This window comes from Reinekea marinisedimentorum (genome assembly GCF_004341165.1).
GTDB classification, from domain to species: domain Bacteria; phylum Pseudomonadota; class Gammaproteobacteria; order Pseudomonadales; family Natronospirillaceae; genus Reinekea; species Reinekea marinisedimentorum.
The window spans coordinates 58618-82316 of record NZ_SLZR01000005.1 but is presented as its reverse complement, the minus strand read 5'-3'; the positions used below and the strand labels follow the sequence as shown (position 1 = coordinate 82316).

Here is a 23699-nt window from a genome sequence, read left to right as displayed (position 1 = left end):
GAGCCACGAGCCCGCACCGGAACGCGGGCGTCTCGCCCGCAACAAGCTAGCACCTAACATCTAGCATCTAACATCTAACATCTAACATCTAACATCTAACACCTTTCGCCCTTACCTATACCCCGGCCGCATAAACAGCACCGGCGCCTGCCCCTGGTAGTCGCCAAACAGGATGGTGGCTGTATCCAGCGTGTAGGTGCCATCTCTGTTCCAATCCCAGCTCAGCCAGCTGGGTGCAATCAGCTGTGCTTCAATCGCGCCGGAAAGGTCACTGGTTGATGTAGCCGTGAGTAAGCCAAGCCCGCCGCTTAGGGTTGTTCCTGTTCCATCCGGACCTGAGAAAGCAGCGTTGGTGATGGCGTTGGCGCACTCTGTTGCCGTCGTGCAATTGTTTGTCACAACGGAAAGACCACTGAATACCGTACTGTCCAGATCGTTATCGGTGGTGAGGGTATCCCAGTCTATGTCTCCGTTGGCGTCGAGCACTAATGCTTCCAGCGTTACATCTACTTCTGCCCGGTTAAAGCCGCCGTCGACGCTGTCGGGCATGTTGGCTCTCACCAGGTATAGGGTTCGGTCTTCAATATCGACAGCAACCTGTTGGCAGCTTATTTCAGAGCTGGAGCTCTTAACGCAGACATTATCGTTGTCTTTCAATGCGTCTGCGATAAGGTTCAGCTCTGAAATGGTGGTGGCAATGTCATTAGTTGTAGCGCCGGAGCTGTTTCTGTCCCAGAGCAAATCGGAGACGGCGGCAGTCAGGGTGATAGAGCCATCGAAGTTGCCATCGTCAGAAACTGTCCAGCTCAGTGTGTTGGTCAGGTTTCCACCAATGTCGCTGTAACTGGTATCAACAGTGTTATCGGGTTTCTCCAGAGCATTCATGGTGCTGCCGAAATTTACGTAACTGCCGACATAGTTCGTGATCAAGCCACCATCACTGTTGAAGGCTTGGACGGTATAGCTTAAATCTGTAAGTGCAGCCATTTGGCCCTGGTAAATATTTGAGTCATCCGTGCCCCATTCTGCGCTGCCAGGGCTATTTTGTGTGGCGGTGATATAGGCCGGTATGAAGCGACCGGCCGTGTATGTGCTGGTGGACAGGTCGTATGTTGATCCTAAAAAGCTGTCAATCGTCGCTACAAGGTTTACTTCACCAACTTCACTGTAACTTATGCTGGCCTGAACAGACTCATTAATGTTGTTGGCGTCATTGTCGTAATTGGTCCCTGACCAACCTGCTGTATCGGTTGTGATACTGCCGAGAGTTCCTCCTGATGGCCCGGCTACTGTCGAGGCCGACCAGTCAACATTGTAAAGGCCGGTAATGCGGCCAAAGCTGGGTACTAAGTCGCCGTTTGCATCTCTGGCACTGATGGTTGAGGTAAAATTATCACCAGCAACGTGGGTGCCGCTGACATCAGTATTTAGCTCTATAGAGGCTGGCCGAACCCTGAGGTTGAGTGCGCCGGTGATGTATTCGCCACTCGGGTTGCCATCGACATCTAATATTTCAGACGACACCGTTAAGGGTTGAATGCCCACATCCGGCGCGATGACTGAAAAATCAGCCGTATCGTTGCTGCCAAAGGATACATCGAGGGTTGTGGTATCGCTGCCGCCGTCCTGATCAGTTGGGTTAGCCAGGCTTGTGCTGTTAGAGTTCTGAGTCCAGATGACCTGTTCACCGGCCAGGCAAGAGGCGGTACTGGTGCAGGTTGTTCCTATTTCAGACGAGACATTAATGTTGGTTGCATCGTAGTTTACACATTGCCCGGTTGCCTCATCGGTTTTAATGGCGCGCATATAAAGCGAGCCAGAGGTTTGTGCCGCTACCAGGTCGACGGTTGAAATACTGTTGGTTCCACTGGCGCTTTCAAAGAATCGGTAAGCTGCATCAACGAACTCAACACTGCAATCATCCTGAAGACTGCCCACAACATAACAGCTTGTAATTGAAAGTGGCTTCAAACTCGGCGTAGAGCTGGCAACACCTAAGGTATAGGTGCCTGCTGTAGTCTGTTGAAACTCAATGGTATCTCCGCTGTCAAAAGTATGCGTAGACGATGATTCCCAGCCCGAAGAAGGGGTGAATGTTGCTGTCAAATCGTCACTGTCATCGATTGTGTCCGTGTACTGTGAGCACGTCGTACCGTTACCATCCAGGCACGCTCTGACGGTTACATTGATTGGTTCACAAGTCAGCCCGGTCAGCTGATCACGGTCGAGTTCGTAATGGTCGATATATTCGGTCGAAACATCTTCCATTTCATGGGCGCAGACTGAGAGGTCATCAACTTCGTGGATGTTGTTTCTGCTTCCACCTGTCGCAGAGGTGATTGTTAGCCAAAGCTTATCCGGAATCTCTGCTTGGCCGCTGGACTCCATCAGGTTGAACGTGCTGATTACTTCAGTGAAGTTATCTTCATCGTCTAACGTCGTATCTCGTTCAACAGTAATGAGAACGCCGGCACTGGCATCTTCGTGGTCAATAGTGATCCGGTAAATATGCCCTGAGCTTGTGGGAACCTCTGGGTCGAGGCCCGTTGGTATAACACTGGTTGTGTCACCGACGGTCGTTAAACCATTGGCAATTACGTAATCATAGCCAACCTGGCCGCTACCCGAGCCGCGAATCGCGACTGTATCGGGTATGCGGCCAGTGTCCGATGTGCTGAAACCACTGGTTCTGCCGCCTAATTGACGCAGATAGTTGCCCCACTCATCAATGCCAATGCCGACCCAGCCTCCTGCAAAACCGTCTTCTGTTGCACCCCCACCATAAGTTCTTTGGGCATACCCTAAAGACCCTGCATAGCCACCGGGCTGAGGTGTGTAGGCTTCATCCGAAAGTGCAATCGTTATCCCATCACCTTCGTTGCCGTTGTTGGCTGTAGAACCCCATGAGTAGAGAGTAAATTCAATAACGAGTTTGTTGCCTGCGCTTGGAAACAACCGCATGAGCGTTGCCGCGGTAGATATTCTATTCTCTGCATCTGTAAGTCGAAGACGACCATCTCCATTCGTGGCAATGATTGTTGGGTCGCCGAAGGCTGCAGATGCATCTGATCTATTTGTGGTTGCCCAGTCTGCGCCCAGGCCTTCAGAGCGGTTAAAGTCGTCTGTGAAGCATACGGCAGGTTCGGCATCGCAAATTCTCACTGATTGCGCATAGGTAAGTACTTCGGAGCTGGTGAGTGCGCCACTGAAAATTCTGATGTCATCAAAGTAGCCATTGGCTGAATTATTGGTCGACTTGTAAACGAAATAATCGGTTCTGTTGTCGCCAAAATACAGAGTATCGAGTTCTGCAATGGTGGAGCTTAAATTTTGATTGTGATTAAAGGCATAGTTAACACTACTGCCGTTAACGTATACATAAAACTCTTCGCTGCTAACGGATAGATCCCAGGTGACGGCCATGTGGGTCCATTCAGTTGGAGAGGTAATAGCATCTGTGAGTATTGTCTTGTCTTTATCAGATGAATCTTCCAGACCAAAAGAGAGTTGATTCGCATCAGTTAGAGCAAAATAGAAATATTTACTACCCCTTGATGCATCGAATAACTGCCGGGAAGTATTTTCAGCACTGCTTTTATACCAGAACATGATAGTTCCGGCGTTTCCGATATCGTCGTCTACATCTATTCCGGTATCGATAGCGTCAATTGCTGCAGTGGTAGTGTTTTCAGTGATGTATCCAGCCAAACAAGCCGATGCATCGTCTGCATTTGTTATGGTGGCATTTCCTATCAGCGAGCCGTTGCTGACATTGTTTAACGAGTCTGTAACGTTGCCACTGGTGTCGTTCAGTTCAAAAAAGGCGATTTGATTTGTTGTTGTATCAGTGCCGTCATTACTGTACCCCTCAGTGGGGTCGGTGCTGTTTCCTGAAAGAGCATCCCAGTCGCCAGTACCATCTGGCCATCGTCTCAATTGGCGTTGTCCGTTTCCGGTAGACGTAGAGGTTGTATCGTAAGTAAATGAGCACGATTCACCCGATGCGATTGTGTAGTAATTATTGTGATTTAAATAGTCGATGAGATCGCCATTGGCATCTCTTAATTCAATTGAAAAGCCGTCTTCATAGTCTATGTAGTCGGATGGAAAATCCGCGCCTTTAAGCACCCAATAGCTACCAGTAACGGTAGCAGATGAAATGCTTTCTTCTCGGCAGTAAGTGGTAATGCTGGCATTGTTGCCGTTACCTGTTTGCTGATCGTAACAGAGCTTTAGTTTCCATGAACTAATAACCGAGCTGGCCAATGAGCTGTTTAGTACTTTAACTTCAACAAAGTCTTCCGAAGTGGATGACTGATTAGCATTGTTCACCCGATGAGTTTCATTAATCGTCGCATCACCAATGTATGCAGAGCAGGCCGCCCAAACGGTGCCTTGAGACATTATCGCCAGAGTGGCCAATACTTTAGATGATTGTGAGAGAACTCTTTTCATAATCGCTACTCGTAAGCTGAATAATGCCCTTAAAACTCAACGGATGTTTCAAGTTCTGCCCAAACATAATCTGCATCACCGATGCTGCCGTATTCGGCGGTGGCTACCAGCGAATAGAGCGTGATCTGCTGCGAAGGGCGGTTGTAATCGTTCGCTGTGCAACTGAGCTCGATGCTGTAGCTACTGAATTCACTGATGTTGACCGTTGATCCATTCAGTGTAGTTGAACAGCTGCTACCGTCTGTTGCTATCAGGCTTTGCACTGCATATTCCTGAGCGGCAGCAACGGCTTGTTGTGCGCGCATCTGTAACAGCGATTGCGTGGTTTGTTCGGTGTTACGTAAGCTGAGTGTGCCGAGTAACACCACCGCAGCACCGATGATCACCACCAGGAAAATGGCGGCGATCAGCGCAATGCCTTGCTGCCGTTGCGGATGGGTTGGGTGGTTATTCATGAGGCATTACTCAACAGAATGGTATCGACCAGCTGAATGCTTTCTTCGCTGTTGCCAATTTCAATTTCGACTCTCAGCGCCGGCGGGTTATAAACGGAGCCGCCGATCAGCTCAAATGAGCACGACTGCACGTTGGAAATGACCCTGTCTTGCTGGCCGCCTGAGGTGCGGGTAGAGAAGGTTGCTGCTGAATCTAATGAATCGTAACCGCTGTAGCGGTACAGGTAGCCGCTGGAGGCGTCGCATTGGTAACCGACGATGCCGTCAAAAAAATAGGCGCGGTAGTAGCTGGAGTGATCGGGAAACGTATGGCTACTGCCTAGAACAATGGTGGCAATGGGGCTGCTGTTTTCACCGCTGCCAGTGCTGCTGCTGGCAACTTCAGTAATCGGAATGTTACTCGGTAGGCTGCCCAGATCGCCTAAGCTTGCCTCCCAAATGTCACTGGCACTGCTAAGCCCAACGCTGACATAGCCTGGCACTTCGGAATAACTGCCAAAAATATCGAAGCCATCATCGTTATTCAGCTTCAGGTTATCGTAGGGAACATAGTTTTTATCGCGGTAGCGGGCGGCATATACGGCAATGCTTGCCGGTGCGGTTAAGAACTCAACGTTAGTGTCGTTGCCATCATCAATATAAACCGAGTTCGGTACGCTGTTGGCCAGGTCGCGGCGCATATGGACCAGGGCAAACTCGGCCTGTTGTACCCAGCCAGCTCGTTGTGTGGAGTCATAGGCGGCAGAAAACTTATTGCCAATCAGCGGTGTAATCACCGCACCGAGAATACCCATGATCACAATAACAATGATCAGTTCAGTGAGCGTAAAGCCGGTTTGTTTAGGGTTTGGTTTTTTCATATCAGCAACCACCGCTGAAGTAATCGGTTGGGTCCCAGTAAGCGGTTCGGTAGCCGCTGAGTTTGGTCTGCTGGTTGCGCGGGTCGGTAACCACAACCTCAATCAGTGCAATCACCGGCGGGCAGGTGGCGCTGTTACTGAGTGTGCCCAGCGCAAGGCCATTGCTGATGTCGATATCAATAGCAACGCTGTAGCCGGAAAGGCCGCTCACTGGCGTGGTGCCATTCAGTTCGTAAATGGCGCTTGAATAGCCATCGTATTCGTACAGATTATTCCATAAGGCACGATTCGCATTGGATGATTCGCTCTGGTCGGAAATGGCATTGTTGACTTCCGCTTCGGAAAGGTTCGGGTCCAGGCGAGGGTCACCGCTCGGGTCAAAAAACGATTTGGTCGATACCTCCGCCAGGTATTGTCGTGCCAGCATTTGGGCCTGGCTTTGAATCATGGGGTCTACATTATTACGCGTTTGTTGGCCCAGGCCCTGCAGCAGCGCAACCGCGGCAATGGAGATGATGACAATGGCAATGATCATCTCAACCAGGGTAACGCCCCGCTGCTGCGCCTTACTGAACTTCAACATAGGCCGTGGTTCCATCGTAAGAAAGCGTGCGGTTATTCGGTTGCAGGGCTATTGTGCCGGAAGTTGCCGGTGTACCGGTTTTGGCGGTACAGCTGCCGCTGGCCAGTGAACTTTTTATTTCCAGCTCGCCGGTGGCAAAAAACACTAAGCGTTGCGGGCTGCTACTGCTATTTTGCAGGTAGGGTGATTCCCCGGTTAGAGGAATACCGGCGCCATCGCTGGCCGGTTCAGACATCTTTAATACAGTAGAACAGCCGGATTCTGTATCGGTGGTGGAGCATTCGTTATCGCGGTAAACCGCCCAGCCGGAATCGGTTAAGCGCATTTCATAGGTGCAATTCGAGGTGACCGCCCTGTTGCGTGCCCAGCTGAGGGCGTTCTCGAATTCAGATTTTGCGTACGAATCGGTAAAGCTGGAGGCAGAAAAAAACCGGGGCAATGTCACCGCCGAAAGGATACCGAGTAGAATGATCACGGTAACGAGTTCTATGACGGTGAAGCCTCGGTTTTTGTTCATATAGTGTCAGCTAAGCTGTGGCAATGAATATACCACTGCCAATATTGCTCGTTTTAGCAGCCACTTACCACTTCACTACTAGCGGAACCATCTGACTCGTCGTATTCAAAGCTACAGTTAGTTTGAAGTTGAATTACTACAACACCAGATGCTGGAGTGCCAATCGTGAAATCGTCGCTTAGCTGTGCGGCTAAGCCTATGCCTGATGTAAGTGATGAGTCTGCATCGGGATAACCGCCGGTTGAAAGGCCTAATCCTGTAGCTCCGTCGAGGTCGACAGTAGCAGTACCGGTAGAATAATCTATGTCTTGAGCTAAGGCGGTGGCGTGAGCAATTGCTGCCGAAGAGCGAACTGCTGCAATCCCGCCTTCTAATGTGGCCTCGCGTGCTTCAGAACCCAAATCCGCAAACCGCGGCAGAGCAAACGCAGACAAAATACCAAGGATCACGATAACCATGATCAATTCAATAAGAGTAAAACCAGCTTGTTTTTTCATAATAGGTGACCCTGTTAGTTCAAGTTCAAATAACACTTTGAGTGTAGTGAGTTAATAAACAAAGACAAAACAATTATTAACAAATTGCTTTAGCTTTGATCCTTCACATGCACTAAGGCGTGCACGTTAAATTCTCTTCATTGAAGGTGAAAATACCTTCGCTGTATTCAGGTAGTTTGCCGTCCGTTTGTGGTGGGCGGTAGCTTACGCATTTGCCGTTCAGTTCCAGAATTAGGTAGACACCCTGAACAAAGGCACGGCTTAATATTTCTGTTTGGTCGCTGTAGTGGACGTTTATATCGCCATCTAGCTCCATAATGTCCACAATGCCGGAAAAGCTCCCGGGGGCGCCCTCGCCGATAATGTTCGCTCGTGCAACCGGGAAGCCGTTATGGAAGTAAACGGTTTTCCCCAGTATCTGCACATTGCCATCGCGCGATACACCCTGTGCCACCGCTTTGGATTCTGCAATCCTGGCAGTGGATTTCAGGCTACCCAGCGTATTACTGAGCACGGCAACTTCCGCTTGCTGCTCTACCTTCAGCAGCCTTGGAATGGCAACAACCAATAACACTGAGATAATGACCACAACGACCATTAACTCTATGGCAGTAAAGCCGCGCAGTGTTGAACCTGTCATCTGCTGCCTGCTCATAAAAATTTAGTTACCTGCTTTGAGTTAGCAAAAAGTGTGACAGGTATCACGCTTTTGGCAATAGTTTAATTCATCCGCGTCATTTGTGGCGTTGATAGCCATTATGCTAAATGCTTATTTCAAGTTGGCTATTCATAAGCTGTCGATATTTTGACAAAGGTGACGCAGGTGGTCAGCTTTCTGCCGGAATGCTATAACGTGCGGCACTTCACTGGCATTGGTTATCAGCATAGAAAAGTTTACGGATTCTTCAAAACCTGATCGAAAATCATTAATGAGCTGGGGTTGGCAGGGGTTGTGTAGTGCAGAAGGCGAGGGCTGTCAGCGTTAACAGCCCCAGAATTGTGGCGTTAAGCCAGTTGAACAGGGATGGCGTTAGCGGTGTGGCTAACAGTGTTATCCGGGTTCATGTACACCATGCTTGGTTTGAAGTTTTCGAGTTCAGATTTTTTGAAGTGGGCGTATGCGCAAATGATGATGCAGTCGCCAACGTTGGCTTTCAGGGCTGCGGCACCGTTCACGGAGATAATGCCTTCGTTGTCTTCGCCGCGTATGGCATAGGTGATAAAGCGCTTGCCGTTGGTTACGTTGTAGATCTGAATCTGTTCGTATTCATTGATACCGGCCAGGTCGAGTAAGTCACCGCTAATTGCGCAGGAGCCTTCGTAGTCAGGTACGGCGTGAGTCACGCGAGCCTGATGGAGCTTCGCCTTTAACATAATCAAATTCATAGCAGTCCCCTTAAAGCATTAGGTCGGTTGCGATGTAGATAGGCACACAAACTAATTTCTGAGTCTTTTCGTACGAAAATAAAACGCCCCGGCTGGGTGCCAAGGCGTAACTTAGGCGAGCATTTTACGTATCTGTCATTAAATTGAAATCAAAAACGGCCATTAAGTTTCAGATTTTTAATGCTTTTACAGCTCAACGGTAATGTTGTCGATAAGCCTTGCTTTTCCTAAAAAGGCTGCTGCCAATATCACCAGGTGCTTGTCGTTCTCTTCAGCCGGTTCCAGGTCTATCTGTCGGCTGATATTGAAGTAATCTGGCGTCATACCGGCATTGTGCAGTGCCTCTTTGGCATGCCGGATAATCTGATCAAAGCTGTCTTTGCCCGCGCGGATATCTTCAGCGGCCTTTTGCAGGGTGGCGTACAGCGTGGGTGCAATTTCCCGCTCATTGGCTGTCAGGTAGTTATTGCGTGAGCTATGTGCCAGGCCATCTTCAGCGCGACCGGTGTTTACCCCCACAATTTTGATGGGCAGGAACAGGTTCTCGACCATCATCTCGATCACGCGGAACTGCTGGAAGTCTTTCAGTCCAAATATTGCGACATCCGGCTGCACCTGGTTAAACAGCTTAAGAACAATAGTTGCTACGCCGGTAAAATGCCCCGGGCGGCTGGCACCACAGTGCAGCTTGGTAATGCGGTTTACCTGAACCCTTGTGAGGTCTGGCTCTGGGTACATTATTGTGGCGTTTGGCAGGTAGAGCAGGTTGCAGCCATCTTCAATGAGATGTTTTTTATCTGCTTCCAGCGTTTTGGGGTAGTTGTCGATGTCTTCGTTTTCACCAAACTGAGTGGGGTTTACAAAGATTGAAGCCACCACAAAATCTGCGTGCTCTCGGGCTTTTTTAATCAGGCTTAAGTGGCCGTGATGTAAGTTTCCCATGGTGGGGACGAAAGCAACCGTTTTGCCCTGCGCTTTTACTTCCGCAAGAGCTGATCGTAAATCGACCAGATTAGAAACAACCTGCATATTGATTACCTGAATGCCTTAAAATTAATAAACTGTAAGCCAGAGGCGTTTATTCGAAGCCGTGCTCTTTTGAAGGGAAGGTTTTCGCTTTAACTTCCTGAATATAGGCAGTGACGGCGGCTTCGTAATTGCCATGCACCTGCATGTAGTTCTTCACGAACTTCGGCAGGCGATGCTGTGTTAGGCCCAGCATGTCGTAGCAGACCAGTACCTGGCCATCGGTATCATTACCCGCACCAATGCCAATAACGGGTACCGGAACGGCCTCGGTGATTGCTTTGCCAAGATCAGAAGGGACGCACTCCAGCAGAATAAAGTCTGCTCCGGCTTCAGCAACCGCCACGGCTTCATTAATCATGGCTTTTGCTGCGTCGTCTTCGCGGCCCTGAACCTTGTAGCCGCCGAACTTATTGACCGACTGTGGCGTTAGGCCCATGTGTACACAGCTGGGAATGCCCATGCGGCTCATGGCAGTAACGGATTCACACAACCAGGCACCACCTTCCAGTTTTACCATGTGAGCACCGGCCTGCATCAGTTTTCCGGCGGTATCGAGGCACTGTTCAACGGTGCCATAAGAGTTAAATGGCATATCGGCAACGAGCAGGGCGCCTTTGTTGCCGCGGGCTACGGCCTGAACGTGGTAAACCATTTCGTCAACACTGACAGGCAGGGTAGATTCCTGGCCCTGTACGACCATGCCCAGTGAGTCCCCAATAAGGAGGGTTTCAACACCGAGACCGGACAGCAGGCTGGAGAAGGTAGCATCGTAGGCGGTCAACATTGTAAATTTCTCGCCGTTTGCGGCCATCGCTTTAATGGCTGGAACTGTGATAGCTTTTGGCATAATCATCGTGCTCTTATTGATTTGGGCGAATGGTTGCCATTTGCTCTAAATAAGTCAAGGGAGCTGGGTCATTCAACCTGAACACACGGTAAGAATTCGTTACCCGTTGGTGAAAGGCTCAATGGCCTGATCATCAATTCCGGTCAACAAGGCGCTCAGGCTTGAGCCCTGTAATTTAAAATCGGCGTTTAAATCAATCAGTGGCTGCAGAACGAAGGCGCGCAGATGTGCCCGCGGGTGCGGAACGCTGAGCTTTTCTTCATTGCTGCTGAAGCCTTCATACCAGATGATGTCGAGATCAAGAGTGCGGGCACCCCAGCGAACTTCCCGAACCCGGCCATTATCTGTTTCGATAGCCTGTAAATGGGTCAGTAGCGCTTCAGGGGTTAGCTCTGTCAATAGCAGACAGGCTGCGTTTATATAGTCTGGCTGGTCTTTAGGGCCGCCAACAGGGGCTGTTTTATACCAGGGCGATACCTGTTGCAGTTCTGTTGCCGGTAGGCCGGCAAGCCGGGTGATGGCTTGCTGGATATAGTCTGAAGGTACGCCCAGGTTGCTGCCCAGAGCAACATAGACCTTGTTCATGATTGTTCAGTAGGCTTTTTATTGCGCGGGCGTCGGCGTTTACGCTTCTGCATTTGGTCACTGCGCAGATTATTAACCAGTTTAGCGCGCTGATCTGGGTGGGCTTCCTGATAGTTGGTCCACCATTGCCCCAATCCGTTGAGGTTTTCACCGGATTCTTCCCGCAGCAGAACGAAATCATAGGCCGCACGGAAGCGTGGATGCCCCACCAGCTGTTCAGCTCGTTTTACACTGCGCTTCGGCAGTCGTAGCTGCAGCTCCCAAATTTCTTTCATCGGTAGTGAGAAGCGCTTGGGAATAGCAATAGTCTTAACCTGACGTTCCAGAACCTGGCCCATGGCTTTGTGCCAGCCGGGCATTTCCGGTGAGCCCATATCCATGTTGTGCTCGGCTTGCTGGCGAACAGCTGGCCAAAGCAGCGCGGCATACAGGAAGGCCGGTGTGACTGGTTTGCCGGCATTGATGCGCTTGTCGGTATTGATCAGTGCTTTTTCGATAAAGGTATCGAAGTGCTGGTCGCTCTGCGTTTGCAGCACTTGGTGAGTCAGCGGAAGTAAAGGCTCAACCAGCTCGTATTTCTGCATTAATCGCCAGGTTTCCAGACCCTTGCCACTCATCAGCAGCTTGATTACTTCATCAAACAGGCGTGCCGGAGCAATGTGCGTCAACAGTGGAGCCTGTTCACGAATGGGCTTTTCAGTTTTTGGCTCAATGGTGAAATCGAGTTTCGCTGCAAAGCGAACCGCCCGCAGCATGCGAACCGGGTCTTCACGGTAACGGGTTTCCGGGTCACCAATAATGCGGATCTTCTTCTCAGCCAAGTCTTTCATACCCTGCGGGTAAGCACGAATCGAAAAATTCTTCGGCGTGTAGTACATGGCGTTTATGGTGAAGTCGCGACGCTTGGCGTCATCTTCCAGCGTGCCGTAGACGTTATCTCGCAGCAGCAGGCCCTCAGAGGATTGCTTCTGGTCGGAATGGTCCTCGTTGGCTTCGCCACGGAAGGTGGTGACTTCAATAATTTCGCGGCCAAAGGTGACGTGAACGATGCGGAAGCGGCGGCCAATAATGCGCGAGTTACTGAATAACTTGCGTATGTTTTCAGGTGTTGCATTGGTCGCAACATCGAAATCTTTTGGCGTGAATCCAAGCTGAATATCACGGACGCAGCCGCCGACGAGGTAGGCCTCGTAGCCGGAGTTCTGAAGTCGATACAGTACCTTTAAGGCGTTGTGGCTGACCTTCTTGCGTGAGACCTGATGGTCATCGCGCTCGACTTCAATGAGTTTGCTATGTTGCTCTGGCTGATTCAGCCAGCGTTTAATCCATTTAACGACCATGAACCTGAGAATCTGAAAGGGAGAATAAAAGAAGCGCGCAGTTTATAGAACTTCGCTCTAGGGTGCTACTTTTGTCAGAAATGATTGGTCTATCAGGGAGTGCTGAATGTGCAAGAGAGGAGCCAGCCGGTGAATTCACCGGCCGTAACAGCACTTTCTGCAGGGGACGTAGAGCTTATTATTCTTGTTTCTTATTTTTATTTTTCATATTGCTCAATATAAGCTGCCCCTTATTTTTGTTTTTAGGCGGGGCTGCCATTCTACTAGGTTGCCCGGTTTTTGTTTTTGTTGGTGGGCTGACCTGCGTTTGCATATTAGTAATAGCATGTGCTGTGCCAACTGATAAAAGTCCTTATATATCAATAGCTTAAGACTATTTGGTTAAAAAGTGAACAGTTGTGTTACCTGCTGCTGTTACCGAACATCTCAGTAACGTTACTGGGCAACACGATTGTTACGAATGTAAGGATTAGATGTGGGAATAGTAAATGTAAGAGCCGGAAAATTGGCGCAATAGGGCGGTGTTACCGGCAGTTGTTACTGCCGGGTGTTATTGCATCTATGAAACGTTACTGATGCGGCTGTGTGCACAGCCTGAAGGGCGGGTGTTAGCGGCTGGCTGCTTTTTTAGGGCGGGGAATGCCGAGGCGTTGCCTTCTTTCCCACAGGCACTTGCGGCTGATTCCCAGTTTTTGAGCCAGTTCGGTTTCTGACATGGCATCCTGATGTTCAATCACAAAGTGATGGAAATAACTTTCCAGCGACAGGTCATCGGCCTCAGAGGAGGGCTGCGGCTCCGCATCTTTGGCATCGATCGGGGTAACCGCCGCAGAGTGCGGCGTGGTCAGTGTTGCCGGAATCTCCCAGTCATCCTGAGAAATACCCAGGTCACCGCTGTGTACCCGGCCGTCATCTGAAAGAATGATGGCGCGCTGAACGGCGTTCTCCAGCTCACGAATGTTACCCGGCCAATCGTATCTCATCATTAACTTACGGGAATTGGAGGTCAGGCGAAGAATTTTATCGAGTTTCATGCGGCGGCAGTGCTTGGAAACCAGGTGCTCGGCAATATCGATAACGTCTTCCATGCGATCGCGCAGCGGCGGCAGGGCAATCTCAATGACCTGAAGGCGATAATAAAGGTCTTCACGGAACAGGCCTTCTTTGACCAGCTTCTTTAGGTTTCGGTGGGTTGCTGCAACCAAGCGAACATCAACCTTGCGGGCATGCACAGAACCAACCCGGCGTACTTCGTTTTCCTGCAGAACACGAAGCAGGCGCGCCTGAGCTTCCATCGGCAGTTCGCCAATCTCATCGAGAAACAGAGTGCCGCCTTCAGCGGCTTCAACCAGGCCTTGCCTTGCTGTGCTGGCGCCGGTGAAGGAGCCTTTCTCATGGCCGAAAAGCTCGGATTCAATCAGGCTTTCAGGGATAGCGGCACAGTTTACACAGATGAGCGGGTGATCTTTGCGCAAGCTGTGTTGGTGTATTGCGCGGGCAGCCAGTTCTTTACCAGTGCCTGACTCGCCCTGAATAAGTACCGTGATGTCTGCCGGTGCTACCCGAAGAATCCTTCGGTAAAGGTTTTGCATTGGCTCGCAACTGCCGACCATATCGCCAAGGGCTGCGCGCTTGCCGTCCTCTTCAAGGAAGACTTCCTTTTCGCTGTTGTCGGCCTCTTCTTCGGTTATTTCTTCATCCGGGGCATTTGCCCGGTTGCGGGCTTCTTCAATAATTCGCCGAACGGTGCGGATCATATCTTCATGGTCGAACGGCTTGGCGATGTAATCGACGGCCCCCATTTTCATGGCGTCTACAGCGGAGCGCATGCTGGCGTAGCTGGTCATGATCAATACGGGGGTGTTGGCTGCGGCAGTGATTAGGTCGGTGCCCGGTGCGCCCGGCAGGCGCAGGTCTGAGATGATCAGGTCGAAGCTGTCCAGATCGTTTTGGCTGGCTTCGGTAACAGATTCGGCTTCAGTTACCCGGTATTTATTACGCTCGAGTAATCGTTTTAATGCAGACCGAATAATGCTTTCGTCTTCAACGATTAAAATGTCACCCATCTGTACCCCCAAAGCCATTTATTAAGCTGATATCTATTACCCGTTGTCACCCGTGATAGTTTAGGTGTTACCCGAGGTAACAGATGTGTGTAAGGGTAACCGAATCGTAAATTGTGTGCCAATACCTTCGAGTAAATAAACCGGTGAGCGGGCACTGATGTGGCCATAGTGCTCTTCAACGATGGTGTAAGACAAAAACAGCCCCAAACCGGTACCTTTACCCACTTCCTTGGTGGTGAAGAACGGGTCAAAAATGTGGTCCATAACGTCTTCTTTAATGCCGGCTCCGCGGTCGGTTACGGTAATGCTCAGGGTTTCACGCTTAGGTTCGATAACCGCATCAACAATCACTTTTTCATACGGAGGGCTGGCATCACGGGCGTTTCCGAGCAGGTTGATAAAGACCTGGGCCAGGCGCTGAGGCTCGCAGATGACTTCAAACTGCTCCGGCACTTCGTTGACGAAGATAATCTGTTTTTCATCGCGGGAAAGAGAGAGCAGGTCGATGGCATCCTGAACAATGCGCGCAAGCGAATGCGGGTGGTGCTCGGTCTTGTTGTTTTGCCCGGAGTGAGAAAAATTCACCAGTGACTGTACAATTTTTGTTACACGGTCGGCCTGCAGGCGAATTTGCTCGCCAATTTCGACAACCTCTTCCGGGCTCTCGGTATATTTTAAATCCTGTGCCAGGCAATCGATGCCGGTAATGGGGTTGCCAATCTCATGCGCAATGCCCGCAGCCAGCTGGCCGATAGAGGCCAGACGCTCTGAATGCACCAGCTCGGATTCCAGCCGCTTATATTCGGTTTCATCCTCCAGCAGCAGAATAATACCTTCATTGAGCTCGGTACTGGTTTTACCGAAGCGGGTTTTATGCAGGCTGAACCACTTTTTATTGCGTGGATCTTCCGGGTCTTCCTGTTCAATAGTGATTTTCTCTTCCGAACCGCCAATGAAGCTGTCCAGCAGGTCGTACCATTGCCCGGGAAGGGATTCGACTCTGGCACCAATGGCCTGTTCTTCGCGAATGCCGGTCAGGTCGGTCATCACCTGGTTCCACAGCAGGATTTCACCGTCTGAGGTGAGTGAGCACACACCAATTGGCAGTCGATACAGTGTTTCGCGGTGGTGACGGCGCAGCCGGTCGAGCTCTGCTGCCATACCAGAAAGCTGGAAATGATAGTTGTCTAGATTCTGTTCCAGAAAGTGGATGTCTTCACTGCGGATGGCCTCAACCTTCTCGTAAGGCAGGTAGCGTGAAACAGTGGCCTGCGCTACCGATGGCCCCATCATGCCGGAAAGGTTCGCTTCAATGGTGTCGCGCAGCCGGCGCAGGGCGTAGGGGCGGTATTCGCTGAGGTCCAACCGCAGTTTGGCAAGAGCCCGGTTGACTTCACGTTCAGCCATGACCTGACCCAGCGGCTTGGTGAGTGATTCGACAAATTCGCGCGCGTTCTTGGCCTTCAGCGGCAGGCGCTGACGGCGGTCAACGCGGCTGATCACACAGATTTCCGCGGCACTCTGTTCCTCTAAGGAAGACTTGGTCAGCAGGGCAGTCACAACAAAGGCGATTGAGTTAAGGCTGATGGAATAGAGCACCACCTGTGTCCAGCTGTTGCCGTCCAGAGCAAACTGCAGTGGTAAGCGCGTGACCAGTGACAGGCTGTCGCTCAGAACCGGCCACAGCTGCAGGATAAACCAGGATGCCAGGCCAACGGAAACGCCGACAATAAAGGCCTTGTGGTTTGCCCGGCTCCAGAACAGCAGTCCGACCAGGCCGGGCGTCATCTGCAACAGGCCGGTGTAAGAGGTAATCAGCAGAGTCGACTGGTTATGGACCTGATTGAGGAATACATAAAAGCCAAAAATGCAGACAAAAACGGTGGCGATGAGCATGCGCCGCACCCAGATCAGCCAGCGGTAGATGTCGGTATCCATGGTGGGCTTGTTAAATGGCAGTACCACATGGTTGAGCAGCATGCTGGACATAGACAGCGAGGCAATCACGGTAACACCGGAGGCGGCAGACAACCCGCCGAAGAACGTCAGCCAGACCAGGGCCGGGCTTTCCAGGGAAAGGCCGACGGCCAGCGTGAAGTATTCCGGGCTCAGGCTAGAGCCGGAATGAATGCCGGCCCACATGATCGGCAACACCGGTAGCGCCATCAAAAACAGGTAGAGCGGGGCAGCCCAGGTAATGTACTGCATTCTTCGTGGCTGGGAGCTTTCGCGGAACAGAATCTGGAACAGGTGCGGCAGCACCAGAGGGGCCGTTACAAACAGCAGCAACAGCGAGAACCACTGCATCGGGTTGAGGAAATTATCCTGCAGCAGATTTTTGGGGGCTGCCTGCGCCCATTGCTGCATCGGGCCGATACCGCCGCCAATTTCACCCACCGCCACAGCGCCGATCACCAGAAGAATGACCAGCTTAATCAGGGCTTCAATGGCCAGAGCAAAGATCAGCCCGCGGTGCTTTTCGCTGGGCTTGATGCTGCGGGTGCCAAACAGGATGGTAACGTACAGCAGAATACCACTGATGATGAGGGCAATAGAGCGGGTATGGGCTTCCGGGTCGAGTATGGTAATAACGTCTGTAATCGCCTGAATCTGCATGGCCAGCAGTGGCAAAACTGCGAAGAAGACGCCGGTTGCGGTGATCAGGCCAACCCAGCGCGAACGGTAGCGGAAGGCGAAGAGGTCGGCCAGCGAGGAAAGCTGGTAATTCTTCGCCAGATTAAACAGCGGCCGTATGATGATCGCCGAGAACAGCAGCAGTATGGAAAGCCCCAGATAAAAGGCCAGATAACCGTGCTGGATTTCATAGGCCATGCCCACAGCGCCATAGAATGTCCACGAGCTGCAGCACACCCCAAAGGCCAGAATGTAGACCAGCGGATGCTTCAGCGCCTGATCCGGAATCTTACCCTTTTCAGCAAAGTAGGCCGTTAAAAATAGCGCGCCAATGTACAGAACGGTTGCAAGTACCAGGTAACCCCAATCGAATGTCATCAGTACTCGCCTCTGGAGCGCTCAACCAGAGCATTCACGACTATTCCGATGAGCCAGAGTACAAAGGGTATGTACCAGTAGGTTCTCGAGTCGAACCATGTCAGGGAAAACGGCAATACGATGTAGAGCGGTAAAATAATCAGCTTAATAAACATGAGCGGGCAGGGGGCCGAAATAACAAAGCCAGCAGTTTACCGTGCTGGCTGGAGAATAAGAAGAATGATTCAGGCCGGAACGGGCCGGCCAATGCACCCTTAACTGATCGGTGTCAGGTTGGGTCTGCGAAAGTTTTCTGAATTTGGATGATCTCTTCAATGTTATCAAACAGGATGTCGACCAGATTCGGGTCAAAATGCAGGCCGCGCTGCAGCTGGAAGTATTCTTCTACCTCCTTGATCGGCCAGGCCTCTTTGTATACACGCGCACTGCACAGAGCATCAAAGACATCGGCTATGGCAGTAATCCGCCCGGCTATGCTGATCTCTTCGCCCTTTTTACCATATGGGTAACCGGTGCCATCCCAGCGTTCATGATGGTTCAGGGCAATTTCTGCACCCAGCTTCAGTAGTGGTTTATCGGAAGATTCGAGCATGTCGTGGCCAACTTCGGCGTGGGACTTCATGATCGCCCACTCGTCGGAATCGAGCTTGTCAGCCTTATTAAGAATTGAATCCGGGATGGCGATCTTGCCCAGGTCGTGCAGGGGCGCCGCCTCTTTGATGGCTAATGCCTCTTCACTGGGCAGGCCGGATTTCTCAGCCAGAATGCTGCTGATTTCAGCCACCCGGCGCAAATGGTAGCCGGTCTCTTTGGAGCGATGCTCTACGGCGTCGCCCAGCATGTAGACAATTTCGCGCTGGCTTTCTTCCAGCAGGGTGCGCAGGGAGATGTTCTCAAAAGACGTCAGGGCGTTGCGGCAGAACATATGCAGCAGGTGGCTTTCCAACTCGTTGCGTGTTTTCAGATCGCGCAGGAACAGCACGCCGGTATGGTTATTGGCCGAGCGGTAGATGCAGATAAAGCCGCTCTTGCTCATGCGGCTGCTGAAGCCAACGCCCGGGTCTTTTAATAGTTCTTTGCAGTCATTCGGAATGACAGACAGTGCATCGGTGGTTTCCTGGTTTGCGTACTCTCCGGTGCCGGCAATTACTTTCAGTTCGCCGGCGTGGCGGAAGGCGGCTACGCCATTGTTTTTCGCGTAGAAGGCATCTTCTTCCGGGGATAACACAGCAGAGATTTGCTCGAGAATACCCTTGGCGAAATCCTTCAGATAGGTTCGTTGCTGCAGCTGGGTGGAGCTTTCCAGGATACGCTCCAGACCCATGCGGGAGCGATCCAGCGCGACAATATCGCGATAGCTGCGCAGGCAGGAGTACATCAGCGTATGCAGCTTGCCGCGGGTAAGCTCGGTTTTTTCTTTGTAATCGTTAATGTCGTATTCGGCAATGATGGTTTCTTCCGGTGCCTGACCGGGTTGGCCGGTGCGCAGCACAATGCGCACGAACATATTCTTAAGCTCGGAACGAATGGCGCTGGCGGTATCCAGCCCGGCGTGCTCGGTTTCCATGACGACATCCAGCAGACACACGGCAACATCCGGGTTTTCCATCAGTACTTCCTGACCTTCTTTACCGGTGTAGGCATGAAGAAATAACAGTGGCCGGTCATCAAAGGTAAAGTTTCTTAGCGCCAGCTTGGTAATGCTGTGAACTTCTTCGTCATCATCTACGATCAACACCTTCCACGGACGAACCTTAACTGTCTCGGTCTGTGGCTTCGGTTCTTCGGCGAAAATTAATTCATCAGTCATCGAGCTGTTCCTGCGTATTAGACACGTTTTCAGAGATCTTCAGCGACATTCTTACCTGAATTCCTTGTCCAGGCTGACTCTTTGTCTCTATGTTTCCATTTAGTTTAGACGTAACCAGGTTATACACAATATTCATTCCCAGCCCGCTGCCACCATCGGAGCGGCGGGTAGTATAGAACGGGTCGTAGATTTTTCTTAGGGTAATTTCATCCATGCCGGCGCCATCGTCACTGTAAAGCAGAATTAACCGGTTGTTGCGGATTTCAGCCTGCAGGTGAATGTCGCCTGGCTTGTGGCCACCATCGTAGCCATGTGTGATCGAGTTCATGATCAGGTTGGTGTAGATTTGGGCCAGGCTGCCGGGCGCAACGTTCATCTGAATGTCATCCGGAATATCGTTGTGTACCCTAATCTGCGTGCTCTTGATTCTTGGCCGCAACGATAACAGCACTTCATTAATGTAGGCGCGTAGGTTGATGTTTCGCTGCTCTTCGCTGGATTGGTCAACGGCGACCAGTTTAAAGGATTTAATCAGTGAAGCGGCACGATGCAGGTTGTTGGTAAGCAGTGACTCTGTTTCCAGGCTGCCTTTTACGAAGTTTTCGAAGCCGGATTTGGTTAGGGTATTGTCGTCCAGCGCCTTGCTGGTGATGCGCAATTCTTCTTTCAGGTGGCTGGCCGCCGTAATGGCAATACCCAGCGGCGTGTTCACCTCATGGGCAATACCACTGACCAGCGTACCCAGTGAGGCCATCTTCTCATTCTGTATCAACTCCTGCTGCGCCTTTCTCAGCTGATCCAGTGAGTCCTGCAGATTAGCGTTGGAGGTACGCAGTTCAGAGGTTCTTTCCAGTACCGTCTGCTCCAGTTCAAAGCGGTATTCGGTGAGGTTGCGGTCGCGTTCGACCAACTCAAGCCTCTGTTGATTGAAGACATTATAGAGCCGGCCGATTTCGTCTTCGCGATTGGCCAACAACCGGTTTTCCGCCTGAACCTCCGAGCTCAGGCTGGTGGCAAGTTTGTGCACATGCTCGGTGAACATTTCCAGCGGTTTAGCGATGGTGTTACGGATCATCAGGTAAAACAGCATCTGCAGCATGACAATGATCAGAAAGGTGGCGCTCAGAGTCAGCTTTGTCAGCTGTTCAACCGGCTGCTTAACCAGCTGGTTATCGCTGACGATCTGCAGGGTGCCAATGTTGAACAGCTCCTGAGAGCTATTTTGCGATTCAACGATCAGCGGAATGATATAAATAAGCGAGTCCTGCTCTTCTATCTGAACGATATCGCGAATTTTCGGGTTGATGATGTCGGTGTTGGTCAAATCACCGTTACGGTAGGAAAACAGTGCCGAGTGATCATTCAGCGCCACGCCGGAAATATAGGGGTCGCGCAGAATGGCATCGGCGGCTTCGGTGGCGGCTTCTTCGTTAAAAACCCAGAGCGATTGCGAAACGATATCCACCAGGTTTTCGATCGCGGCTTCAATATTACTGACCCGTGTGCGTTCGAATACCTTCTGCAAAGCCATGTACTGGATTGCAACAGACAGCATCAGCGCGGCAAGAACGCTGCTGGCAATGTAAACCATTAGCCGGCGGGCTAAGTGTTGGTTCATTCCGAACATAGAGGCTCTGGGCATTTTTGAATATTAAATCATTCTAGCGTAACCGTTGGTAAATGCAGTGTGCACTTTTTAAAAAGTTTCGAGCGCTGCCATTGCCCGGTTGCCTGGCTGAGCATTTCAAGCGGTGGTGCGGGCTCTGCTTCTATTTCCAACAGCTGAAAAACCTGCATCAGGTTTTGTTGTGCGCGGTCATCGTTAACCGCCGCTGCAAGGTTTTGTTTGCTTAATTTTTGGTCGCTACCGGCTGAGTGAATGACTGCGAAATGCCCGTATTCAGGGTAACTTTGCTCGAAGCCACGATACAGCTCACGCTGCCAGTAGGTTGAGTCCATCAGGTCGATGCCGCGGATGATATGACTGATGTTATCAGCGATATCGTCACAGACAACAGCCAGCTGATAGGCAAAGAGTTTATCCCGACGGCGAACGACAACATCGCCATATTGCTGCTTTATATTGGCGTGCTGTGTGCCCTGGAATAGATCGTCAAAGCAGTCCTGTTCGCTGGTAACGGCCAGGCGAATGGCGCTGTCCGGCATGGGGCTAAGGTTATCTCTGCAGGTTCCCGGGTATACGGCCAGACCGGCAAGGTCTTTTCGGCTGCAACGGCACCAGAACAGCCGCTGTCGCTGCTGCAGTACATTGAGGTTATGCAAATAGCGCTCGGTATTATTGGATTGATAGCTTTCGGTTTCGTCCCAGCCGAGCCCGTGCGCTTCCAGTGTTTTCAGAATGGCCGCAGCCGCACCGGGCTGCTCGCGTGGCGGGTCGATGTCTTCTATACGAACCAGCCACTGGCCCCCATGGGCACGGGCATCCAGATAACTGATAACGGCGGCAAACAGGGAGCCAAAATGCAACGGGCCACTGGGTGTTGGCGCAAAGCGCCCTCGGTAAGGAGTCACTGGTATAAACATTCATGTCGGTTAAGATAGGCGGATTTTAAGAATATCATTCAGCCAAGTGCAAATGCCGCTTGAATTTAAAGGAACATCTATGGCTCTTGCTTACCGTACCGAACACATTTCTCCTTTTTATGTTGTGCAGATTCTCTCTCAGGTCGAGCAGCTTGAGCGCGCCGGAAAAGACGTTATCCGGTTATTTGTTGGCGAGCCGGATTTCGACACGCCCCGGGCGATAGAAGAGGCCGCATTGGAGGCGTTGAAGAATCAGTCTCAGGGCTACCTGGCGAGTACCGGAATGGCCGAGTTAAAGCAGAAAATTGCTGAGCGCTATCAGCGCTGGCATGGTATCGAGCTTGACCCGGCGCGGGTGATCGTGACCCCCGGTGGCTCCACGGCGCTGCAGATGGCGTTTCTGGCCACACTGAACCCCGGTGATGAAGTGCTGCTGCCTGAGCCCGGTTATCCCTGCAATACCAACCTGTTGCACATGGTGAACGCTAAGGGTGTGCCGGTGAATCTGCAGCCGGAACAGGGAATGGCGCTGTCACTGGCTGCGCTGGAAGCCGCCATTACCGGGAAAACCAAAGCCATTCTGATTGCCTCGCCATCGAATCCATTAGGTTCGGTGATGAGCGTTGAGCAGTGGCGCGAGATCAGTGATTTTTGCGACAGCCACGGCCTGCAACTGTTTGCCGATGAGATCTATCACGGTATTACCTTTGAAGGGCTGGCACCGACGGCGCTGGAGGTGAATCAGAACGCCTGGATCACGCAGTCGTTTTCCAAGTTTTACGGTATGACCGGCTGGCGTCTGGGCTGGCTGGTGGCACCGGCTTACGCGGTGGATGCCTGTGAGCGCATTGCTCAGAATTTGTTTCTTTCCTCGCCGGCGTTATCCCAACAATGTGCATTGGCTGGCTTCGAACCGGAAGTGGAACAGCTGTGCTTCGACCGTGTGCATGAACTAAAAGCGCGTCGCGATTACCTGATGCAGGCGCTGCCGCCGCTGGGTCTGGACATTATGGCCAACCCGGATGGCGCTTTTTATCTGTATATCGATGTATCAAAGTATTCCGATAATGCGCTGCAGTTCTGCGAGCAGTTGCTGCTTGAAACCGGCGTAGCGGTAACGCCCGGCATCGATTTTGGTGGCCCGTGCCCGGAGACCAGCATTCGCCTGGCTTATACCGTAGGTGTTGAGCGCCTGCAGCAGGCGGTTGAACGAATGGCGCAGTATTTATCAACCCTGTCGTGATAGGTTCTGGCTATGCATAGACGACAGAATTTGACCCCATTGAAAAGAGGTTTTTATGTTTAAAGAGTGGGAGAAATCCCCCGCAGGTACCGCTTTTGAGCTCGATGAGTTCATCGCCACACTGAAATACAATGCCGACGGCTTAATTCCGGCAATTGCCCAGCAACACGATACCGGCGAAGTTCTGATGATGGCCTACATGAACGATAAGTCGATCCGGGAAACCTTACGTGAAGGTCAGGTGTGTTATTGGTCACGTTCGCGTCAAACCTATTGGCGCAAGGGTGAAAGCTCGGGCCATCGCCAGAAACTGGTTTCGATGCGAGCCGATTGCGATGGCGATACGCTGCTACTGTTGGTTGATCAGCAGGGCCCGGCCTGCCACACCAACCGCCGTAATTGCTTCTTTTTTGAGGTGGACGGCAACGGCGCAACGGTACTCAACGACGTCGATTCCGGCCTGTAACTGT

General features: G+C 51.4%; 20 protein-coding genes. 2 read left to right on the top strand and 18 right to left on the bottom strand.

Annotated elements, in window-relative coordinates:
* Positions 1 to 111: 111 nt before the first annotated feature.
* From BCF53_RS07540 to gluQRS, 18 genes are all read right to left on the bottom strand, one after another.
* Complete coding sequence (locus BCF53_RS07540) at positions 112 to 4455, bottom strand: DUF6701 domain-containing protein (RefSeq protein WP_132701053.1); 4344 nt, start codon at positions 4453 to 4455, stop codon at positions 112 to 114.
* A 29-nt stretch (positions 4456 to 4484) separates the two neighbouring features.
* Positions 4485 to 4910 (bottom strand): hypothetical protein, encoded by a 426-nt coding sequence (locus BCF53_RS07535; RefSeq protein WP_132701052.1) that lies wholly within the window; start codon positions 4908 to 4910, stop codon positions 4485 to 4487.
* On the bottom strand, positions 4907 to 5770 hold the full coding sequence (locus tag BCF53_RS07530) for a type II secretion system protein (protein ID WP_132701050.1): 864 nt from the start codon (positions 5768 to 5770) through the stop codon (positions 4907 to 4909). Before BCF53_RS07530 ends, BCF53_RS07535 begins: the two co-directional genes overlap by 4 nt.
* Before the next feature lies 1 nt (position 5771).
* Positions 5772 to 6353 (bottom strand): prepilin-type N-terminal cleavage/methylation domain-containing protein, encoded by a 582-nt coding sequence (locus BCF53_RS07525; RefSeq protein WP_165901844.1) that lies wholly within the window; start codon positions 6351 to 6353, stop codon positions 5772 to 5774.
* Positions 6337 to 6870, bottom strand: coding sequence for a pilus assembly FimT family protein (locus tag BCF53_RS07520; RefSeq protein ID WP_132701241.1), 534 nt, complete (start codon positions 6868 to 6870; stop codon positions 6337 to 6339). The genes BCF53_RS07525 and BCF53_RS07520 overlap by 17 nt, the downstream gene beginning before the upstream one ends.
* 53 nt (positions 6871 to 6923) lie before the next feature.
* A complete protein-coding gene (locus BCF53_RS19530) occupies positions 6924 to 7367 on the bottom strand; it encodes a prepilin-type N-terminal cleavage/methylation domain-containing protein (protein ID WP_132701047.1) in 444 nt (147 codons plus the stop codon).
* Positions 7368 to 7479: 112 nt separating this feature from the next.
* A complete protein-coding gene (locus BCF53_RS07510) occupies positions 7480 to 8007 on the bottom strand; it encodes a prepilin-type N-terminal cleavage/methylation domain-containing protein (protein ID WP_165901843.1) in 528 nt (175 codons plus the stop codon).
* A 365-nt stretch (positions 8008 to 8372) separates the two neighbouring features.
* Positions 8373 to 8753 carry an aspartate 1-decarboxylase gene (gene panD, locus BCF53_RS07505; protein WP_132701043.1) on the bottom strand — a complete coding sequence of 127 codons (381 nt, stop codon included), beginning with the start codon at positions 8751 to 8753 and terminating at the stop codon, positions 8373 to 8375.
* 186 nt (positions 8754 to 8939) lie between these two features.
* Positions 8940 to 9782 carry a pantoate--beta-alanine ligase gene (gene panC, locus BCF53_RS07500; RefSeq protein ID WP_132701041.1) on the bottom strand — a complete coding sequence of 281 codons (843 nt, stop codon included), beginning with the start codon at positions 9780 to 9782 and terminating at the stop codon, positions 8940 to 8942.
* 49 nt (positions 9783 to 9831) lie between these two features.
* Positions 9832 to 10629: a 3-methyl-2-oxobutanoate hydroxymethyltransferase gene (gene panB / locus BCF53_RS07495; protein WP_132701040.1), complete on the bottom strand. Its 798-nt coding sequence runs from the start codon at positions 10627 to 10629 to the stop codon at positions 9832 to 9834.
* A 99-nt stretch (positions 10630 to 10728) separates the two neighbouring features.
* Complete coding sequence (gene folK / locus BCF53_RS07490; protein ID WP_132701038.1) at positions 10729 to 11214, bottom strand: 2-amino-4-hydroxy-6-hydroxymethyldihydropteridine diphosphokinase; 486 nt, start codon at positions 11212 to 11214, stop codon at positions 10729 to 10731.
* Positions 11211 to 12554 (bottom strand): polynucleotide adenylyltransferase PcnB, encoded by a 1344-nt coding sequence (pcnB, locus tag BCF53_RS07485; protein WP_132701037.1) that lies wholly within the window; start codon positions 12552 to 12554, stop codon positions 11211 to 11213. Before pcnB ends, folK begins: the two co-directional genes overlap by 4 nt.
* 608 nt (positions 12555 to 13162) lie before the next feature.
* On the bottom strand, positions 13163 to 14620 hold the full coding sequence (locus BCF53_RS07480; protein WP_132701035.1) for a sigma-54-dependent transcriptional regulator: 1458 nt from the start codon (positions 14618 to 14620) through the stop codon (positions 13163 to 13165).
* A gap of 60 nt (positions 14621 to 14680) precedes the next feature.
* Positions 14681 to 17632 (bottom strand): sensor histidine kinase, encoded by a 2952-nt coding sequence (locus BCF53_RS07475; RefSeq protein WP_132701034.1) that lies wholly within the window; start codon positions 17630 to 17632, stop codon positions 14681 to 14683.
* Positions 17632 to 17787, bottom strand: coding sequence for a hypothetical protein (locus tag BCF53_RS19195; RefSeq protein WP_165901842.1), 156 nt, complete (start codon positions 17785 to 17787; stop codon positions 17632 to 17634). The genes BCF53_RS07475 and BCF53_RS19195 overlap by 1 nt, the downstream gene beginning before the upstream one ends.
* Positions 17788 to 17900: 113 nt before the next feature.
* Complete coding sequence (locus BCF53_RS07470) at positions 17901 to 19442, bottom strand: HD domain-containing phosphohydrolase (RefSeq protein ID WP_132701033.1); 1542 nt, start codon at positions 19440 to 19442, stop codon at positions 17901 to 17903.
* Positions 19435 to 21060 (bottom strand): sensor histidine kinase, encoded by a 1626-nt coding sequence (locus BCF53_RS07465; RefSeq protein ID WP_165901841.1) that lies wholly within the window; start codon positions 21058 to 21060, stop codon positions 19435 to 19437. Before BCF53_RS07465 ends, BCF53_RS07470 begins: the two co-directional genes overlap by 8 nt.
* A 38-nt stretch (positions 21061 to 21098) precedes the next feature.
* The gene (gene gluQRS / locus BCF53_RS07460; RefSeq protein WP_132701030.1) at positions 21099 to 21986 is read right to left on the bottom strand and encodes a tRNA glutamyl-Q(34) synthetase GluQRS; all 888 of its coding nucleotides are present in this window, start codon (positions 21984 to 21986) and stop codon (positions 21099 to 21101) included.
* A gap of 79 nt (positions 21987 to 22065) precedes the next feature.
* Here gluQRS and BCF53_RS07455 point away from each other — a divergent pair, with 79 nt between their 5' ends.
* Positions 22066 to 23229, top strand: a complete 1164-nt coding sequence (locus BCF53_RS07455) for an aminotransferase class I/II-fold pyridoxal phosphate-dependent enzyme (RefSeq protein ID WP_165901840.1) — start codon at positions 22066 to 22068, stop codon at positions 23227 to 23229.
* A 55-nt stretch (positions 23230 to 23284) separates the two neighbouring features.
* Entirely contained in the window at positions 23285 to 23695 is a 411-nt protein-coding gene (hisI, locus tag BCF53_RS07450) for a phosphoribosyl-AMP cyclohydrolase (protein WP_132701027.1), read from the top strand.
* Positions 23696 to 23699: the final 4 nt, after the last annotated feature.

Bases quoted from the DNA above. Each gene is read 5' to 3' on its own strand.
- BCF53_RS07540 (WP_132701053.1), bottom strand. From the start codon at position 4,455: ATGAAAAGAGTTCTCTCACAATCATCTAAAGTATTGGCCACTCTGGCG.
- BCF53_RS07535 (WP_132701052.1), bottom strand. From the start codon at position 4,910: ATGAATAACCACCCAACCCATCCGCAACGGCAGCAAGGCATTGCGCTG.
- BCF53_RS07530 (WP_132701050.1), bottom strand. From the start codon at position 5,770: ATGAAAAAACCAAACCCTAAACAAACCGGCTTTACGCTCACTGAACTG.
- BCF53_RS07525 (WP_165901844.1), bottom strand. From the start codon at position 6,353: ATGTTGAAGTTCAGTAAGGCGCAGCAGCGGGGCGTTACCCTGGTTGAG.
- BCF53_RS07520 (WP_132701241.1), bottom strand. From the start codon at position 6,870: ATGAACAAAAACCGAGGCTTCACCGTCATAGAACTCGTTACCGTGATC.
- BCF53_RS19530 (WP_132701047.1), bottom strand. From the start codon at position 7,367: ATGAAAAAACAAGCTGGTTTTACTCTTATTGAATTGATCATGGTTATC.
- BCF53_RS07510 (WP_165901843.1), bottom strand. From the start codon at position 8,007: ATGACAGGTTCAACACTGCGCGGCTTTACTGCCATAGAGTTAATGGTC.
- panD (WP_132701043.1), bottom strand. From the start codon at position 8,753: ATGAATTTGATTATGTTAAAGGCGAAGCTCCATCAGGCTCGCGTGACT.
- panC (WP_132701041.1), bottom strand. From the start codon at position 9,782: ATGCAGGTTGTTTCTAATCTGGTCGATTTACGATCAGCTCTTGCGGAA.
- panB (WP_132701040.1), bottom strand. From the start codon at position 10,629: ATGCCAAAAGCTATCACAGTTCCAGCCATTAAAGCGATGGCCGCAAAC.
- folK (WP_132701038.1), bottom strand. From the start codon at position 11,214: ATGAACAAGGTCTATGTTGCTCTGGGCAGCAACCTGGGCGTACCTTCA.
- pcnB (WP_132701037.1), bottom strand. From the start codon at position 12,554: ATGGTCGTTAAATGGATTAAACGCTGGCTGAATCAGCCAGAGCAACAT.
- BCF53_RS07480 (WP_132701035.1), bottom strand. From the start codon at position 14,620: ATGGGTGACATTTTAATCGTTGAAGACGAAAGCATTATTCGGTCTGCA.
- BCF53_RS07475 (WP_132701034.1), bottom strand. From the start codon at position 17,632: ATGACATTCGATTGGGGTTACCTGGTACTTGCAACCGTTCTGTACATT.
- BCF53_RS19195 (WP_165901842.1), bottom strand. From the start codon at position 17,787: ATGTTTATTAAGCTGATTATTTTACCGCTCTACATCGTATTGCCGTTT.
- BCF53_RS07470 (WP_132701033.1), bottom strand. From the start codon at position 19,442: ATGACTGATGAATTAATTTTCGCCGAAGAACCGAAGCCACAGACCGAG.
- BCF53_RS07465 (WP_165901841.1), bottom strand. From the start codon at position 21,060: ATGAACCAACACTTAGCCCGCCGGCTAATGGTTTACATTGCCAGCAGC.
- gluQRS (WP_132701030.1), bottom strand. From the start codon at position 21,986: ATGTTTATACCAGTGACTCCTTACCGAGGGCGCTTTGCGCCAACACCC.
- BCF53_RS07455 (WP_165901840.1), top strand. From the start codon at position 22,066: ATGGCTCTTGCTTACCGTACCGAACACATTTCTCCTTTTTATGTTGTG.
- hisI (WP_132701027.1), top strand. From the start codon at position 23,285: ATGTTTAAAGAGTGGGAGAAATCCCCCGCAGGTACCGCTTTTGAGCTC.